The sequence below is a fragment of the Candidatus Pantoea formicae genome, from assembly GCF_011752625.1.
Taxonomy (GTDB): Bacteria; Pseudomonadota; Gammaproteobacteria; order Enterobacterales; family Enterobacteriaceae; genus Pantoea; species Pantoea formicae.
Window position 1 is genome coordinate 637422 of the sequence record NZ_VWXD01000004.1, and the last position, 17717, is coordinate 655138.

Consider the following 17717-nt stretch of genomic DNA (forward strand, 5'->3'; position numbering starts at 1 on the left):
CATTTCGCAGCGCTGAACAGAATGAGTCTGCCAGGAGAGCCCGCAGGACGCGGGCGAAAGGCGGGGCGGCACACGATGTGCCATCCCCGCCGGTCCGTCAGGCAGATGAATGGCGTGAAGGAACCGCGTCAGCGGCGCGAGGACCGCCTGCCCCGGAGCGGCTCCAGACTGCGTTATCACCAATACAAGCATTGCGCCCCGTTAAGCGCGCTGGTTAATACCCGGCACTCAAATCATCCACCGAACGCGGATCCGAAGCACCGTAGCGCATGCCATCCGGCCCAATCATGATGCTCTGGGTGCTGCCCATCGCGGGCATCACTTTCACATGCTGCCCCTTGGCTTCCAGCAAACGCAACGTATCCGGGCTGAAGCCTTTCTCCACGCGCAGCTGATCCGGCAACCACTGATGGTGGAAACGCGGGGCGTTGGTGGCTTCGGCTACGTTCATGCCAAAATCGATGCTGTTCACCACCATTTGCAGCACGGTGGTGATAATACGGCTGCCGCCTGGGCTGCCTGTCACCAGCCAGGTTTTGCCGTCTTTGGCGATAATGGTCGGAGACATCGATGACAACGGACGCTTGGCCGGCTGCACCGCATTCGCTTCCCCCCCCACTAAACCATACACATTCGGCGTGCCCGGTTTAGCAGAGAAATCATCCATTTCGTTATTCATCAGGATACCGCTCTGCCCAGCCACAATACCGCTACCAAAATAGGTGTTCAGCGTGTAAGTCACCGCTACGGCGTTGCCGTCTTTATCCACCACCGAGAAATGGGTGGTTTGATTACTTTCGTACGGCTCCAGCTTGCCCGGTTTAATCTCGCTGGAAGGACGCGCTTTGTTGACGTCAATCTGCTGCGCCAGGGTTTTGGCGTAGGCTTTGCTGGTCAACGCCTGCTGCGGCACTTTAACGAAATCCGGGTCGCCCAGGTATTCCGAGCGGTCGGCATAGGCGTATTTTTCTGCTTCCGCCATCACCTGCATCGCATCGGCGCTACCAAAGCCCCACTTCGCCAGATCGAAGTTTTCGAGGATATTCAGGATCTGCACGATGTGAATGCCGCCTGAAGACGGAGGTGGCATCGAGAACACCTCATAGCCGCGATAGGTACCGCTCACGGGCTTACGTTCCACGGCACGGTAGGCTGCCAAATCCGGTTTGCCGATCAGGCCGCCGTGCTGTGCCATCTCTCCGGCGATCTCATCCGCGATTTTGCCTTTATAGAACGCATCCGGCCCTTGTTGAGCAATCAACTGCAGACTGTGTGCGAGGTTCTTCTGCACCAGACGATCGCCTTTTTGATATGGCTTGCCATCCGCCTTGTAGAAAATGGCTCGACTGTTGTCGTGATTGATCAACGTCTCTTTGCCATAGGTCGCCAGATCGTCTGCCAGCGCATCGTTAACGATGATGCCGTCATGCGCCAACTTGATCGCTGGAGCCAACAATTTGCTGAGGGGTAAAGTGCCATATTTCTGCGCCGCGAGGGCAAAACCGGCCACGGTGCCCGGCGTGCCCGAAGCCAAATGAGACGTGAGCGACAGCTTAGGATCCGCGTTACCCTGCTTATCAAGGAACATATCGCGCGTGGCGTGTGCCGGGGCCATTTCACGGAAATCGATGGCCGTGGTGCGGCCCGCTGCAGTGCGCAGCATCATAAAACCGCCACCGCCGAGGTTACCGGCCTGCGGATGGGTCACCGCCAGCGCAAAACCCACCGCGACAGCCGCATCCACCGCATTACCGCCCTGCTTGAGAATATCGACGCCAACCTGAGTCGCCATTGCATCCACTGACGCCACCATACCGTGTTGCGCCTTTACTGGGTGGAAAGTGTCGCTATCCACGCCATAAGATACCGGTGGCGCACTGACGGGCGCAGCGAACGCACCCTGCGCCACGGTAAAACTCATCAATAATGCCCAGCCAACCTGGCGCACGCTGCCCTTTAGTCTCATTCGCTTTCATCCTTTGCGGTTATTTACATTTGTTATTTATTGATGCAAGTGTTTGCAAACACGATAAAAAGCGTAGCAGTAAGGCAAATTCGGCGCACTCCTGGTTCAGGACTTTGTGACATCGCATAAACTTATGACAGCAGCCTTTGTTGCCAGATTATCGGCGACAACACACAGCAGGCTGCATTAATGGAGGAAGACCATGAAAAAATGGCTAATTGTGATTGCCGCATTGCTGCCACTGAGCGGCATGGCGAACATGCTCAATAATACGAATGAGCCTTATAAACCCGGCTACAACCCGAGCCAACAGCGTATGCAGACGCAAATGCAGGTCCAGCAGCAACAGCAGCAGCAGAAACTGCGTCAGGATCAGCAGCAGCAGAATCAGGAATTACAGCGGAAAATGCAGGAGCGAAGGGATAGCGCCCAGCAGCGCGTGATTCAGCAACAGCCGGGCCAGCAGCAAAACCAGAATTAGCGGAAGTCGGGACCAATAATGTCGATGCGGTCAGTACAAATCGCATCGACCCCCCAACTCAACAGCTCGCGCGCCCGCGCGGGCTGGTTCACCGTATAAACCAAAATATGCAATCCAGCGGCTTTTAACTGCGCGGTGCGTTCCGCATCCAATAATTTATGGTTCAGATGGATGGAGACGCAACCCAGTGCTTGGGTCAGTGCCTGCCAGTCATCGTGCCACTCATCCAGCAATAATCCGCGTGGCAACTCAGGTGCTGCCTGCATCGCTGCTTCCAATGCTTCATAAGAGAAGGAAGACAAGAGTGGCGCGGTTTGGCCTTGCCACAGTTCACGCGCGGCCAACGCCACATCGCGCCCGGTTTCCACCTCTTTGCCAGTAGTCGGCTTGATCTCAACGTTCGCCATCATCTGATGCTGGCGGCAGCGATCGGCCACATCACGCAACAGCGCCAACGGCTCGCCTTCATACTCACGGCTGTACCAGCTACCCGCATCCAGCTGCGATAACTTACTCCATGAAAGATCGCCCGCCACGCCCCAGCCGTTGCTGGTGCGGTCAAGCGTGTCATCATGCAGCAGGAACACCTGCTTATCATCCGACAGCTTGGCATCAAACTCGATCATGGTATGACCGTACTGCGCGCCAACATCAATCGCCGCCAGGGTATTTTCGGGTGCCAGCTTACCGCCGCCGCGATGGGCAACAATCTGTGGGTATGGCCAATTTTCTACACTCATTCCAGACGCTTTCCATGGGTTGAATCGAAGAAGTGTAACGCATCTGGCGGCAGATGCAGCCACAAGGTGCTACCTGCCTGCGGACGTTCGCTGTGCGGCAGACGCATCACCATACGCGTATTGCCAATGCGGCCGTGCGCAAGGTTATCCGCACCCAGCATCTCCAAGGTATCCACCACCAGTGGAATACCACCGGCCTCTTGGCTACTGAGCACCAGATGTTCCGGACGGATACCCAAGGTCAGCGGTCGGTTAGCCCATTTCGCTTTGCTTTCGCCCAGCGGCAGGCTGTTGAGGGCATCTAGCGTGAAGCGAGTCCCATCACTGTTGATCTGACCTGGCAACAGGTTCATCGCCGGAGCCCCAATAAACGAGGCCACAAACTGGCTGGCGGGACGCTCATACACTTCCACCGGCGTGCCGACTTGCTCGACCACGCCTTTGTTCATCACCATCACGCGCTGTGCCAACGTCATGGCTTCCACCTGATCGTGCGTCACATACAGACTGGTGGTTTTCAGGCGACGGTGCAGCTGTTGCAGCTCAAGACGCATCTGCACACGCAGGCGCGCATCGAGGTTCGATAACGGCTCATCAAACAGGAACACCGCTGGTTCACGCACAATTGCGCGGCCCATTGCCACACGCTGACGCTGTCCACCGGAAAGCTCACGCGGACGACGTGCCAGCAGGTGATCCAGTTCCAGACTGCGCGCGGCTTCCATTACGCGTTGATCGATCTGCTCTTTGCCCATACCGCGAATTTTCAGACCATAAGCCATGTTTTCGCCCACGGTCATGTGCGGATAAAGCGCATAGTTCTGGAACACCATGGCGATGCCACGATCTTTCGGTTCCATATGGGTGACGCGTTTGTCGTCGATATAGATATCGCCCGAGGTCACACGTTCCAGGCCCGCCACCATGCGCAACAACGTCGATTTACCGCAGCCGGAAGGGCCTACCATCACCATAAACTCGCCATCATTGATGGTGATGTTCAGTGGCTGGATAATCTGATTTTTGCCGTCATACGATTTGGTGACGGTCTGAAGGGTTACGCCTGCCATTTATTTATCACTCTCCACCAGGCCACGCACAAACGCACGTTGCATCACGAGTACCACCACTACCGGTGGGATCAGGGTTAATAACATTGCCGCCATCACTTCGTTCCACTGCGTTGGGCCACCGCTGGTATTGATCATACTTTTCACCCCGGCAACCGCCGTGCTCAGACTCGGATCGTTGATGATCAACAGCGGCCACAAATACTGGTTCCAGCCGTAGATAAAGGTGATCACGAACAGTGCGGCAAGGTTGGTTTTTGACAGCGGTAAGACGATATCCCAGAAGAAGCGCATCGGGCTGGCACCATCAATACGTGCCGCTTCAATCAGTTCGTCTGGCAGTGACATAAAGAACTGGCGAAACAGGAAAGTCGCGGTTGCTGAAGCCATCAGCGGCAAGGTTAAGCCACTGTAGCTGTCGAGCATGTGTAGGTTGGAAATCACTTCCACCGTCGGGAAGATACGCACTTCTACCGGCAGCATCAGCGTAATGAAGATCAGCCAGAAGAACAGTGAGCGCAACGGGAAGCGAAACCACACCAGTGCAAACGCGGAGAGCATCGACACCGCGATTTTCCCCACGGTAATGCCCAACGCCATGATGAGGCTGTTCATCATCATCATGCCGAATGCCGGGCCACTGCCGTTAACGCCTTGGGTCCAGATGCGTGAAATGTTGTCCCACAGATGCGAGCCGGGCACTAAGGTCATCGGCACCTGATACACCGCTTCGTTATCCAACGTCGCGGCCACAATCGCCACATACAGCGGGAACAGAATGGTCAGCACGCCAAGCACCAGCAGGGTATGGCTGAAGATATCCAGCCCGCGTCGATTCTCAATCATTGGTATTGCACCTTACGCTCGACAAAGCGGAATTGCAGGATCGTCAGGCCAATCACCAGCAGCATCAGTACCACCGACTGCGCGGCGGAAGACGAGAGATCCAGACCGGTAAAGCCTTCGCGATAAATTTTGTAGATTAGCGTGGTGGTGGCCTGCACCGGTCCACCGCCGGTCGCGGCATCGATCACCGGGAAGGTATCGAAGAAGGCATACACCAGGTTAACCACCAACAGGAAGAAACTCACCGGGGTGATCAGCGGCAGTGACAGGTTGAAAAAACGACGCACCGGACCGGCGCCGTCAATCGCTGCCGCTTCCACCAGCGATTTGGGAATCGACTGCAGCGCGGCGAAGAAAAACAGGAAGTTGTAACTCATCTGCTGCCAGATGGATGCCAGCACGATCAGGAACATCGCCTGACCGCTGTTTTGCGCGTAGTTCCAGTTATAGCCAATCTGGTTCAACAGATGGCTGAACAGACCGAGGCCGGGGTTGAACAGGAACATCCACAACACGGCCGCAACGACCGGCGCAACAGCGTAAGGCAGCAGCAATAGCGTTTGATAGAGCTTTTTCAGCCGCACTACATAGTCGACCAGCGCCGCCAGCAACAGCGAGAAGGTCATACCGCACACGGTAACCAGTGCGCTGAATTCAATGGTGGTCCAGAAAGAGTCGAGATAGTAGCTGTCGCTGAACAGGCGTTTGAAGTTATCCAGTCCAACGAAGGTGCTGGAGATACCAAAGGGATCGATGCTTTGCAGCGAATACCACAGCGCTTCACCGGCTGGCCACAGGAAGAAAATGGCGGTAATCACCAGCTGTGGTGCCACCAGCAAATAAGGCAAAAAACGGGAGCGAAAAACGGGGCGTGATGAGGACATAGCAGACTCGCCAAAAGAGAAATCGGGGCTGACGCCATGCGCCAGCCCCGAGACAACGGAATTACTTCACTTGCTGTTCAAAACGACGCAGCAGTTCGTTTCCGCGCTTCACAGCGTTATCCAGTGCAGCCTGTGGAGCCTGTTTGCCGGTCCACACGCCTTCCAGCTCTTCGTCCACAATGGTACGAATCTGCGGCATGTTGCCCAGACGCATGCCTTTGGTGAACGGCAGTGGATCTTTGTTCAGCATCTGACGCGTGGCGATGTCTGCGCCTGGGTTCTTGTCATAGAAGCCCTGTTGCTTAGTCAGCTCATATGCAGCAGTGGTGATGGGCAGGTAACCGGTCTTCTGGTGCCATTCTGCAGCGATTTCTGGCTGAGCCAGGAATTTCATGAACTCGGCTACGCCCTTGTAGGTGTCGGCATCTTTGCCTTTCATCACCCACAGGCTTGCTCCGCCGATGATGGCGTTCTGCGGTGCGTTAGGCACCGTTGAGTCGTAAGGCATCATACCGACGCCGAAGTTGAATTTCGCGTAATGCTTGATATCCGCCAGTGAACCAGAAGAGGCCGTGGTGATGCCGCAGTCGCCGTTATAGAACTTAGCGGTAGACTCATCTTTACGACCGAAGTAGGTGAAATCACCCTTCTTGTTCATGTCTTCCAGCATCTGGATGTGGCGCACCTGTACGGGTTTGTTGAACTCCAGTACCGCGTCAGTGCCATCGAAGCCGTTGTTTTTGGTCGCCACTGGCAGTGCATGCCAGGCGCTAAAGTTCTCGATCTGGATCCAGCCCTGCCAGCCGCTGGCGTAACCACAGATCATGCCCGCTTTACGCAGTGCGTCGGCGTCTTTCGCCAGTTCCTGCCAGGTTTTTGGCGGCTGGTCTGGGTTCAGGCCAGCTTTCTTAAACGCATCTTTGTTGTAGTACAGCACAGGCGTAGAGCTGTTGAACGGCTGAGAGATCAGCTGGCCATTGCTGTCGCTGTAGTAGCCCGCAACCGCTGGCACGAACTGTTTTGGATCCATCTGCACGCCCGCGTCTTTAAACACGTCATGCACTGGCACGATAGCTTTCGAGGCCATCATGGTCGCCGTACCTACTTCGTAAACCTGCAGAATCGCCGGAGCTTTACCGGTACGTACCGCAGCGATACCCGCTGCCAGGCTCTGCTCGTAGTTACCTTTGTAAGTCGGTACGATTTTGTATTCTGGGTGAGCCTGGTTAAAACGTTGTGCCAGAGAATCGACTTCTTTGCCTAACTCGCCTTCCATTGAGTGCCAGAAAGGAATGTCAGTTGCAGCCAGCGCATTACCGCTGAGCGCCAGACCAAGCAAAACACTCATCAGGCGGGGACGAAGCGTAAAAGCGGACATAAGTTTTTTCCTGTGCTGTTAGGTACGCGCGATATCACGCATTTTTTTGTTCGCGAAGTAACATGACATGCAAATATGATAGAAAAATATCTGAAATATGACAGAGATGTGACACACAAAAAACGCGCCGAATAATCAAGAAATAATTAAGTGTTGGCGAGTTTTTGTATAGAGGTTAATGCGAGGGAATGACGGCCTGACAGGGTCTCAGGCCGTTAATGGGATTAGGCCCCCAGATAAGCGCTACGTACCGCTTCGTTAGAAAGTAGCGCGTCACCACTGTCTTCCAGCACCACGTGACCGTTTTCCAGCACGTAACCCCGGTCGGCTAATTTCAACGCCTGGTTAGCGTTTTGTTCCACCAGGAAGATGGTCATGCCTTCTTTGCGCAACTGCTCAATAGTATCGAAAATCTGCTGAATGATAATCGGGGCCAGGCCCAGTGATGGCTCGTCCAACAGCAGCACGCGAGGCAGGCTCATTAACGCGCGACCAATCGCCAGCATCTGCTGTTCACCGCCCGACATGGTGCCTGCACGCTGCACTTTACGCTCAGCCAGCCGTGGGAACAGCTGGTAAACCCGTTCAATGCGCTCTTGATACTGCTGGCGCGTGGCAAAGAAACCGCCCATCGCCAGGTTCTCTTCCACCGTCATGCGCGAAAACACGCGACGCCCTTCCGGCACAATCGCAATCGCTTCCCGCATGATTTTGGCGGTTTGCCAGTCGGTGATCTCTTTGCCGTCGAACACGATGGTGCCGCTGGTGGCGCGCGGTTCGCCGCACAGGGTGCCGAGCAGCGTGGTTTTGCCTGCACCATTCGCACCAATCAGCGTGACAATTTCACCCTGATTAATGTGCAGATTAATATTGTGCAGCGCCTGAATCGGGCCGTAATGGGCATTCACACCCTGCAGAGTTAAAATCGGGTTTGCCATATTACGCCTCACCTAAATAAGCACGGATCACATCCGGGTTGTTACGCACTTCTTCCGGGGTGCCGTTCGCCAGCGGTGTTCCCTGATTCACCACATAAATGCGGTCAGAAATCCCCATTACCAGCTTCATATCGTGTTCAATCAACAGCACGGAAACCTTGTGCTCACCGCGCAGTTCGGCGATCAGTTCATCCAGCTCGTGGGTCTCACGCGGGTTGAGTCCAGCGGCCGGTTCGTCCAGCATCAGGATTTCTGGACGCGTCACCATGCAACGCGCAATTTCCAGACGACGCTGCTGACCGTAAGCCAGGTTGCCCGCCTGACGGTTTGCCAGCTCCAGCAAGCCGATGCGCTCCAGCCAGGTAGCCGCACGATCCAATGCTTCGCTCTCTCCGCGACGAAACGCCGGGGTTTTGAACAAGCCTGAGAACACACCGCTTTTCAGGTGCTGATGCTGTGCCACCAGCAAGTTCTCAATCACCGTCATTTCACGGAACAAGCGCACATGCTGAAAAGTACGTACGATGCCCATGCGCGCAATCTTCTGGCCCGGTTGGCCTTGCAGCTCTTGGTCACGCAATTTGATGGTGCCGCCGGTCGGCTTGTAGAAGCCGGTCAGGCAGTTGAACACCGTGGTTTTACCGGCACCGTTCGGGCCAATCAGAGAAACGATTTCCTGGGGATGCAGTTCCAGCGCCACATTGTTGACGGCCAACAGGCCGCCAAAGCGCATCATCAAGCCTTCAACGGCTAACAAAGGCTGACTCATGCCTGCTCTCCTTGTTTGCTGCTCTTCAACTTCAGGTGAGGACGCTTCATTGGCAACAGACCTTGTGGACGCCAGATCATCATCAGCACCATTAACCCACCCAGCACCAACATGCTGTACTCATTCAAATCACGCATCAGCTCGCGCGACACCACCAGCAGCACGGCTGCGAGGATCACCGCAAACTGCGAACCCATACCGCCCAGCACGACAATCGCCAGTACAAAAGCGGACTCAACGAAGGTGAAGGATTCCGGGCTAACAAAGCCCTGACGTGCGGCGAACAACGTACCGGCAAAACCGGCGAACACGGCACTGATGGTGAAAGCGGTTAGCTTGATACGCGTTGGGCTCAGGCCCAGCGAGCGGCAGGCGATTTCATCTTCACGCAGCGCTTCCCATGCTCGGCCCAAGGGCATACGTAACAAGCGGTTGATAACGAACAGGGTTAATACTACCAGCAGCAATGCCACCAGATAGAGGAACACCACACGGTCATTCGGATCGTATTGCAGTCCCGTGAGTTCATGGAAAGTGGTCCAGCCGCCTTCACTGACGCGACGTCCAAACTCAATGCCAAACAGGCTGGGTTTAGGAATCTGCGCAATGCCGTTTGGACCGCCAGTGATCGAGGTGCTGTTCAACAGCAGAATACGCACGATCTCACCGAAGCCAAGCGTCACGATCGCCAGGTAGTCACCGCGCAAGCGCAGCACCGGGAAGCCCAGCATCAGACCAAAGGCACCCGCGACAATCCCCGCCAGCGGCAGGCTTTCCCAGAAGCCAAAGCCGTAATAGTGATTGAGCAGCGCGAAGGTATAAGCACCGATGGCATAAAAGCCGCCGTAACCCAGCACCAGCAAACCAGAGAGGCCCACCACCACGTTGAGCCCCAAGCCCAGCATCACATAGATCAACGTCAAGGTGGCGATATCCACGCTGCCGCGCGAGACCAGAAACGGCCAAATCACCGCGGCGGCGATCATCAACGCCATCACGCCTTTCTGCTTTGCTGTCGAGCCATCAAAGCCAGGCAGAACGAAACCTTTGCCGCTGCGTTTGAACTTGCCGTGAAACAGCGGGCGCAGCAATTGGAAGACAAACACCACCGCACAGCCGATGAAAATCCAGTTCCAGCGCGCGGCTCCCGCATTGGCGACCACTAATTTGGTGCCATCAAGATCGAGACGGACGCCCATAAAGAAGGTGGCAAGAATCAGTAACATCACCGTTGAAATAACGGCGTTGACCAGACCGAGGCGTTTCATACTTTCTCTACCTCCGGACGGCCAAGAATACCGGTTGGCATCACCAGCAGCACCACAATCAGCAGCGCGAACGACACCACATCTTTGTATTCCGTCGACAGATAAGCAGACGTCAGTGCTTCAGCAATACCCAGCACTAAACCACCAATCATCGCCCCTGGAATACTGCCGATACCGCCCAGTACCGCAGCGGTGAACGCTTTCATCCCAGCCATAAAGCCGATGAACGGGTTGATTGAGCCGTAGAATTGCCCCAGCAACACACCCGCTACCGCCGCCATCGCCGCACCAATAATGAAGGTCAGTGAGATCACGCGGTCGGTGTTGATGCCCAGCAGGCTAGCCATTTTCAGGTCTTCAGCACAGGCACGACAGGCGCGGCCCATGCGTGAATAACGGATGAACAGCGTGAGCGCCAGCATCGACAGGAAGGTCACAATCCAAATCACCAGCTGCATGGTGGAGAGCGTGGCGGCAAAACCATTGCTCTCGCCCAATGTCCACTGGCCAGTGATCAAACTTGGCAGTGCCAGATCGCGTGAACCCTGCGTCAGGCTGACGTAGTTCTGCAAGAAGATCGACATCCCGATAGCGGAGATCAGCGCGATCAAACGCTTCGAGGATCGCACGGGTTTATACGCCACGCGCTCAATGCTCCAGCCATAGGCGCTGGAGATAATCACCGCCATCACGAAACCCGCAGCAATCATCAGCCACGTGGTATCAATGCCCATCATCATCAGGGCGGCGATCACAATAAAGGAGACATAACTGCCGATCATATACACCTCGCCGTGGGCGAAGTTGATCATGCCGATAATGCCGTAGACCATGGTGTAACCAATGGCGATCAGCGCGTAGGTGCTCCCGAGTGTAACCCCGTTGAACATCTGCTGAATGAAATAGAGAAACTGCTCGGACATAACGATTACCTTAAAAACACGTCCGTGATCGGTTAACGCAAGATGCGATAAAAGGACCGGATTTGATCAAGGGCGGCCACAAGGCCGCCCCTACATGCGTGTTAAATGCTGTTCTGGGCGGAATTACTTAACTGCAGTAGAAGAACCGTCTTTGTGCCATTTGAAGACACCAAATTCGAAGCCCTTCAGGTCGCCTTTCTGATCCCAGTTCAGGTTGCCCATCACCGTTGGAACCGCTGCGCCCTCTTTCAGGTTTTTAGCAATCGCATCTGGCTCAGCGCTCTTGCTACGTTCGATACCGGCAACCAGTGACTGAATGGCCGCATAGGTGGTCCAAACGAACGGTCCGGTTGGATCTTTACGGTTAGACGCGGTATTGGCTTTGATGGCTTCAACAATCGCCTTGTTCTCTGGCAACTGGTCATAACGCTTCGGCAAGGTCACATACAGGCCTTCTGAAGCATCACCAGCAATGTTAGACAGTGAAGCGTTGCCCACACCTTCTGGCCCCATGAAGCCCGCATTCAGACCGGCTGCTTTTGCCTGACGCAGAATCTGGCCCAGCTCTGGGTAGTAACCGCCGTAGTAAACGAAATCGACGTTCTCTTTCTTCAGACGTGCAATCAGGGTTGAGAAATCTTTATCGCCCGCGGTGATACCTTCGAACAGCACCACGTTGCCGCCTTTGGCTTTCAGGGTTTTCTGCACAGACTCGGCCAGGCCCTGACCATACTGCTGCTTGTCATGTACCACAGCGATACGTTTTGGCTTGATCTCATCGAGGATGTAGTTAGCCGCGGTTGGGCCCTGATCGGAATCCAGACCGGTGGTGCGCAGCACATCCGCATAACCACGTGCAGTCAGCTCTGGTGCGGTCGCCGCTGGGGTGATCATCAGAATGCCTTCGTCGTTATAGATGTCGGAAGCAGGCTGAGTAGAAGAGGAGCAGAGGTGGCCGATAACATATTTGATGCCGTCGTTAACCACTTTGTTGGCCACTGCAACCGCTTGTTTCGGGTCACAGGCGTCGTCATATTCCACGCCAACCAGTTTGTCACCGTTAACGCCGCCTTTGGCATTAATGTCCTTAATCGCCTGCGCTGCACCGGTGAACTGCATGTCACCGTATTGTGCAACCGGGCCGGTTGCTGCGCCAACGATGGCAATTTTGATGTCTTTTGCCAGTGCGGCATGGCTTAACGCCAACGCAACGCAACCCGCCAATAATGCGCGTCCTTTACTCATTTTCATGCGAACTTCCCCATCTGTTGTGTCGTGTGTCTGTTGTGATTGGTTTTATCTAGCCAGTCAAAGAGGAAAACTTATTTTAAATAATGAGTTAGCACCCTTTTCTGGCATTTTTTGTTAAGAAGGCTTTATTTTTCAGGTTATTAAACAGGAACTTTCTTCTGTAAATCAACTGACATATTCAGTATTAGTCGCGTTGAACAGCAGAATCATCTGGTTGTTATGGCCATCTTTTAGTCAAGTTTCCAGGGCATTATGCTGGCTTTTTCAACGATCATTGATGGCTTCATCCACAATTCTGGCAAACCGGCTGGCATTTGACCTATTTTCATTGCAAAAAAGTGACAGCACGCTGACTGTCTAAATTCGCTACACTATGGCCTTTCTGCCAGTACAGGTAAGGGTTATGAAGCTCACTATTCAGCGGATCACCACGCTGACGCCGCAAGATCGATTGGATTTAGCTAAAGTCTGGCCGCAGATCGATATTTCGCAACTAGAAGCTGCGTTAAGCGAGACGCAGCGCCTGTACGCGGCACGCTTTAACGATCGTCTGTTGGCGGCATTACGGCTGGAGATTCGCGGTACGTTGGGGAAGGTTTCGCACCTGAATGTGCGTGAAGTGACGCGCCGCCGTGGCGTAGGGCAATACCTGTTAGAAGACACCCTTGCCCAGAACAGTGCGCTGACGGACTGGTGGATAGCGGATGACGGCGAGGACGATCAGAACGTGCGCGCCGCTTTTATGCAGGCCTGCGGTTTTCATGCCCAGGCAGATGGCTGGGTGCGTTAATTTTTCGGATAGGTCGCGGCGTGGTTTAACGCGCAGACCTGAAGCTGCATTTTGGCTGGCAGATGCGCAATAAAAAGGGCGACTGTAAAAGTCGCCCCGTTTTGCACCTGATGGTTATCAGGCTTCAATCGCCATACGCAGTTTCTTCATGGCGTTCTTTTCCAACTGACGCACACGCTCTGCCGAGACGCCGTATTTGTCGGCCAACTCCTGCAACGTGGTTTTGTTCTCATCATCCAGCCAACGGGCGCGGATGATGTGCTGACTGCGTTCATCGAGGCTCAACATGGCATCGCTCAGTTTATCCGCGGCATGTGCATCCCAGTTGTCCTCTTCAATGCCATCGGCAAAGTCAGAGGTTTTATCCTGCAGATACAGTACGGGTGCCATCGGCTTACCTTCGCCGGCTTCGTCATCCGAAGACATGTCAAAGGTCATATCCTGCGCGGCCATACGAGATTCCATCTCGAGGACATCTTTGCTGCTCACGCCCAACTCGCGCGCAACCATCTCCACTTCATCCTGGTTGAACCAACCCAGACGCTGTTTGCTTTTACGCAGATTAAAGAACAGTTTACGCTGTGCTTTCGTGGTCGCGACCTTCACGATACGCCAGTTACGCAGCACGTATTCGTGAATTTCTGCTTTGATCCAGTGCACGGCAAATGACACCAGACGCACGCCGACTTCAGGGTTGAAGCGACGCACCGCCTTCATCAGGCCGATGTTACCTTCCTGAATCAGGTCCGCCTGTGGCAGGCCGTAACCGGAGTAGTTACGAGCAATATGAACAACAAAGCGCAGGTGAGACAGGATCAGCGTCTTAGCTGCATCCAGATCGCCCTGGTAATGCAGTTTCTCCGCTAATGCCTTCTCCTCTTCTGCCGTTAATACCGGCCAGTTATTGGCAGCCCGGACGTAAGATTCCAGGTTACCCAGAGGCGCAATCGCTAAAGTTTGCATTTCTTTGGTCATTCAAACCCTCACAAATTCAATGGACTTGCTGCACAGTTTCCTGGCGCAGACGTTACATTATGTCAACGTCACCAAAAAACCAAAAGCAATCTGTGCTACTTGGACGACAAAGTTATCCACAAGTTCAATATTAGCAGTGAATATTTTACACACAGATGACGGCGGGGAAAATAGGAAGATTCCTCTGCTCCCAAGTCGTCGGCAGCAGAGGAAGAGTATATCAAAAAACGTTGCTGTTGGTTACTGCGGCGTAAATCGGCGTAAATGTTGTACAGTCGCTAACCACGCGGCAATCCAGCCGATAATGGCGGCGACCAGCAGCAGAAGCAGCCCTTCGTCCCAGGAAAAACCTTCCAGCGCAAAGGTAGTACCAAATACGCTGGCGACTTGCGCCACCACGGATTGCAGACGCAGGACCAAGACTTCAGAAAGGATTAGCGACAGCACTGCACCACTGAAGCCCAGCAATGCGCCGCCATACAGGAACGGACGCAGGATAAAGCCATCCGTCGCACCAATCAGCTTCTGCACGTTGATGGTATCGCGACGAGCAAAAATGCTCAGGCGCACGCTGTTACCAATCACCAGGAACACGGCCACAACCATCAACAAGCCAATCATGGAGGCGACTTGCCCCACCAGCCCGGTCAGCGCCGCTAAGCGGGCAAACCAGCTGTCATCCATACGCACTTCATCAACACCCTGCACTTTCGCTACGCGATCGCGCAAATTGGCCATGGTGTCAGAATTCTGGAAATTCAGCTTCGGCGTGATGATGGCCACCGCAGGCAATGGATTCTGCTCTAGCATGTCCATTGAGCCACCAAAGCCAGACCAGTTACGGAACTCATTCAGCGCTTCTTCACGCGTCAGGTAATTGACGTTATCCACACCGTCCAACTTCTTCAGCTCAGCGGTCACATTCTCAGCGGCGGTATCATCCAGCGCTTTATCGAGATAGACCGTTAACTGCGGCGCGGGATACCACTGGGTGGCCGCCTGACTGACGTTTTTCCACACCATATAGCAGACACTGGGAAGCGTCAGCGAGATAGCGATCACCATTACGGTGAGCAGCGTTGCCAGCGGCTGGCGATACATGTCTGATAACGTGCCACGCCATGCATAACGCCACTGCTCCTGCCAGCCGCCTTTTAGCGCTTTGCTCTTCGAAGGCTGTTTCGTCGCTTTCGGCGCAGCGGGGCGCTTATTGCGTTTATTGACCATCATGGCCTCCGTGCAGGCGTCCCTGATTGAGCGTCATTAAGCGGTAATTACGGCGAGCAATCAGCCCTGTGTCATGCGTTGCCATCAGCACCGTGACACCCACGCGGTTAAACTCTTCGAACAAGCGCAGAATATCTTCCGACAGCGCATTATCGAGGTTACCGGTCGGTTCATCTGCCAGCAGCACCGCTGGCTTATTCACCACCGCACGCGCGATGCCGACACGCTGTTGTTCACCGCCGGAAAGCTGGATCGGATAACTTTTCGCTTTGTCGAGCAGGCCGACTTTGTCCAACGCGGCGGATACACGACGGCGAATATCTTCACCGCTGGCCCCGGAGATAATCAGCGGGATCGCCACGTTGTCATAGACCGAACGATCCATCAGCAAATGGTGATCCTGAAAAATCATCCCGATCTGACGTCGCAGGAAAGGCACTTCACTGTGACGCAGACGCGAAATATCGTGACCACTAAACCAGATCTGCCCTGCACTCGGGCGCTCAATGCCACAAATCAGCTTCAGTAAGGTACTTTTCCCCGCACCGGAATGGCCGGTCAGGAACGCCATTTCACCGGGACGCAGATGGAAATCCACTCCCTGTAGCGCCTGACGTCCCCCCAGGTAAGCTTTACTGACCTCTTCAAAGCGAATCATCCCAATCATTCCTCTCGGGCAAACAGTGCCTCAATAAAGTCTCCGGCCTTAAACGGCCGTAAATCCTCGATGCCTTCCCCAACACCGATATAACGAATCGGAATGCCAAACTGGTCGGCAACCGAGAAGATCACACCACCTTTGGCGGTACCGTCGAGTTTGGTCAAGGTGATGCCGGTTAAGCCTACGGCCTCATGGAACAGTTTGGCCTGGCTCACGGCATTTTGCCCAGTGCTGGCGTCAAGCGTCAGCATCACTTCATGCGGCGCATCGTCATCCAGTTTCTTCATCACGCGCGTGATTTTCTTCAGCTCTTCCATCAGGTGCGCTTTGTTTTGCAGGCGACCCGCGGTATCAGCGATCAGAACATCGACGTTGCGGGATTTGGCGGCTTGAATCGCGTCGAAGATCACCGAGGCGGAATCCGCCCCTGTATGCTGCGCCACGACAGGAATGTTGTTGCGCTGACCCCACACCTGCAACTGTTCAACAGCCGCGGCACGGAAGGTATCACCCGCAGCCAACATCACTGATTTACCCTGCGCCTGATATTGGCGCGCCATTTTGCCGATGGTGGTGGTTTTACCGACACCATTGACGCCAACCATCAGGATGACAAACGGGGTTTTACCCTCAACGTTGAGCGGCGCATCGACTTTTTCCAGAATGCCGGCCATTTCAGCTTTTAACAGGCCGTACAGCGCTTCCGCATCGCGCAACTGTTTACGATTAGCCTGCTGCGTCAGATTGGCAATGATTCGACGCGTGGTTTCCACCCCGACATCGGCGATCAGCAGCTGTTCTTCCAGCTCTTCAAACAGGTCATCATCGATTTTCTTGCCACGGAAAAGGCTGATAAAGCCTGAACCCAGGTTTTCACGCGTTTTGACCAAGCTGCGTTTTAAGCGGGCAAAGAAGCCCTCTTTCGTAGGACGCTCTTGCTCTTGCGCAATGATCGGTGCAGCGGCCAACGGCAAATCACTGACGGTATCCTGCGCTTCTGCTTCCGCGTCTTCCGCATAGGTTTCCGCTAATGCCAGCGCTTCCAGTTCCTCGTCGCTGAGCACGTCGTCTTCTGGCTCGATCTCGGATTCAACCGGTGCTTCGATAGCGGGCTGCGGCGACTCGATGGCAGGTTCAACCGGTGCTTCGATAACGGGCTGCTGTGGCTCGATAGCAGGTTCAACAGGCGCGTCGATAACCAGCTCTTCCGCCTGCGGTTCTTCTTCAATGGGTGCCACTTCAGGGTGCGTATTCTCTTCCGGCAGCACCTCTTCTTCGATTGCTGTAACCGGCTCGGCAACACGCTCTTCAACATGCGCCTGTTGTGCTTCGGCAACCTGCTCAGTGACGGAAACGGTCTCTTCGGCCTGCGCTTCGGCGCTTGCTAATGCGCTCTCTTCAGCGATGGGCTCTTGCGCCACGTCGGTGGATTGCTGCTGCTCTTCCGCAGGCTGCTGCGTCTCTTCTTCTTTGCCAAAGCCTAGCCAGGAAAAAAAGCCGCGTTTTTTCTCATTTGCCATTGTGTAACCACACTCCTCGATGGCTTATTC

Annotated in this window: 17 protein-coding genes; 2 read left to right on the top strand and 15 right to left on the bottom strand. The window is 54.6% G+C overall.

Annotated features, from left to right (window positions below):
* Positions 1-214: 214 nt before the first annotated feature.
* Positions 215-1966, bottom strand: coding sequence for a gamma-glutamyltransferase (gene ggt / locus F3J38_RS15525; RefSeq protein ID WP_167139819.1), 1752 nt, complete (start codon positions 1964-1966; stop codon positions 215-217).
* 202 nt (positions 1967-2168) lie between these two features.
* Here ggt and F3J38_RS15530 point away from each other — a divergent pair, with 202 nt between their 5' ends.
* Entirely contained in the window at positions 2169-2447 is a 279-nt protein-coding gene (locus F3J38_RS15530; protein ID WP_167139821.1) for a DUF2756 domain-containing protein, read from the top strand.
* Here the strand turns inward: F3J38_RS15530 and ugpQ are convergent.
* The 10 genes from ugpQ to F3J38_RS15580 form a co-directional block, all read right to left on the bottom strand.
* Positions 2444-3187 carry a glycerophosphodiester phosphodiesterase gene (gene ugpQ / locus F3J38_RS15535; RefSeq protein ID WP_167139823.1) on the bottom strand — a complete coding sequence of 248 codons (744 nt, stop codon included), beginning with the start codon at positions 3185-3187 and terminating at the stop codon, positions 2444-2446. The genes F3J38_RS15530 and ugpQ overlap by 4 nt on opposite strands.
* Positions 3184-4257 carry a sn-glycerol-3-phosphate import ATP-binding protein UgpC gene (locus F3J38_RS15540; protein WP_167139825.1) on the bottom strand — a complete coding sequence of 358 codons (1074 nt, stop codon included), beginning with the start codon at positions 4255-4257 and terminating at the stop codon, positions 3184-3186. The genes ugpQ and F3J38_RS15540 overlap by 4 nt, the downstream gene beginning before the upstream one ends.
* Positions 4258-5103, bottom strand: a complete 846-nt coding sequence (gene ugpE, locus F3J38_RS15545; RefSeq protein WP_167139827.1) for a sn-glycerol-3-phosphate ABC transporter permease UgpE — start codon at positions 5101-5103, stop codon at positions 4258-4260.
* Positions 5100-5987 carry a sn-glycerol-3-phosphate ABC transporter permease UgpA gene (ugpA, locus tag F3J38_RS15550; protein WP_034827026.1) on the bottom strand — a complete coding sequence of 296 codons (888 nt, stop codon included), beginning with the start codon at positions 5985-5987 and terminating at the stop codon, positions 5100-5102. The genes ugpE and ugpA overlap by 4 nt, the downstream gene beginning before the upstream one ends.
* 61 nt (positions 5988-6048) lie before the next feature.
* Complete coding sequence (gene ugpB, locus F3J38_RS15555; RefSeq protein ID WP_167139829.1) at positions 6049-7365, bottom strand: sn-glycerol-3-phosphate ABC transporter substrate-binding protein UgpB; 1317 nt, start codon at positions 7363-7365, stop codon at positions 6049-6051.
* 224 nt (positions 7366-7589) lie between these two features.
* Entirely contained in the window at positions 7590-8303 is a 714-nt protein-coding gene (livF, locus tag F3J38_RS15560) for a high-affinity branched-chain amino acid ABC transporter ATP-binding protein LivF (protein WP_167139831.1), read from the bottom strand.
* Between the two features lies 1 nt (position 8304).
* Positions 8305-9072, bottom strand: a complete 768-nt coding sequence (livG, locus tag F3J38_RS15565) for a high-affinity branched-chain amino acid ABC transporter ATP-binding protein LivG (protein ID WP_038643684.1) — start codon at positions 9070-9072, stop codon at positions 8305-8307.
* The gene (locus F3J38_RS15570) at positions 9069-10340 is read right to left on the bottom strand and encodes a high-affinity branched-chain amino acid ABC transporter permease LivM (RefSeq protein ID WP_167139833.1); all 1272 of its coding nucleotides are present in this window, start codon (positions 10338-10340) and stop codon (positions 9069-9071) included. The genes livG and F3J38_RS15570 overlap by 4 nt, the downstream gene beginning before the upstream one ends.
* The gene (gene livH, locus F3J38_RS15575; protein WP_167139835.1) at positions 10337-11263 is read right to left on the bottom strand and encodes a high-affinity branched-chain amino acid ABC transporter permease LivH; all 927 of its coding nucleotides are present in this window, start codon (positions 11261-11263) and stop codon (positions 10337-10339) included. Before livH ends, F3J38_RS15570 begins: the two co-directional genes overlap by 4 nt.
* A 123-nt stretch (positions 11264-11386) precedes the next feature.
* Entirely contained in the window at positions 11387-12514 is a 1128-nt protein-coding gene (locus tag F3J38_RS15580) for a branched-chain amino acid ABC transporter substrate-binding protein (protein ID WP_167139837.1), read from the bottom strand.
* Between the two features lie 403 nt (positions 12515-12917).
* On the opposite strand from F3J38_RS15580, the gene panM reads away from it, so the two are divergent.
* On the top strand, positions 12918-13304 hold the full coding sequence (panM, locus tag F3J38_RS15585) for an aspartate 1-decarboxylase autocleavage activator PanM (RefSeq protein WP_167139839.1): 387 nt from the start codon (positions 12918-12920) through the stop codon (positions 13302-13304).
* Positions 13305-13421: 117 nt separating this feature from the next.
* Here panM and rpoH read toward each other — a convergent pair whose 3' ends face one another.
* From rpoH to ftsY, 4 genes are all read right to left on the bottom strand, one after another.
* A complete protein-coding gene (rpoH, locus tag F3J38_RS15590) occupies positions 13422-14279 on the bottom strand; it encodes an RNA polymerase sigma factor RpoH (RefSeq protein ID WP_034827057.1) in 858 nt (285 codons plus the stop codon).
* A gap of 240 nt (positions 14280-14519) precedes the next feature.
* Complete coding sequence (gene ftsX, locus F3J38_RS15595; RefSeq protein WP_167139955.1) at positions 14520-15506, bottom strand: permease-like cell division protein FtsX; 987 nt, start codon at positions 15504-15506, stop codon at positions 14520-14522.
* Positions 15496-16164, bottom strand: coding sequence for a cell division ATP-binding protein FtsE (gene ftsE, locus F3J38_RS15600; RefSeq protein WP_039331726.1), 669 nt, complete (start codon positions 16162-16164; stop codon positions 15496-15498). Before ftsE ends, ftsX begins: the two co-directional genes overlap by 11 nt.
* A gap of 5 nt (positions 16165-16169) precedes the next feature.
* On the bottom strand, positions 16170-17687 hold the full coding sequence (gene ftsY, locus F3J38_RS15605; RefSeq protein WP_167139842.1) for a signal recognition particle-docking protein FtsY: 1518 nt from the start codon (positions 17685-17687) through the stop codon (positions 16170-16172).
* Between the last annotated feature and the right edge of the window lie 30 nt (positions 17688-17717).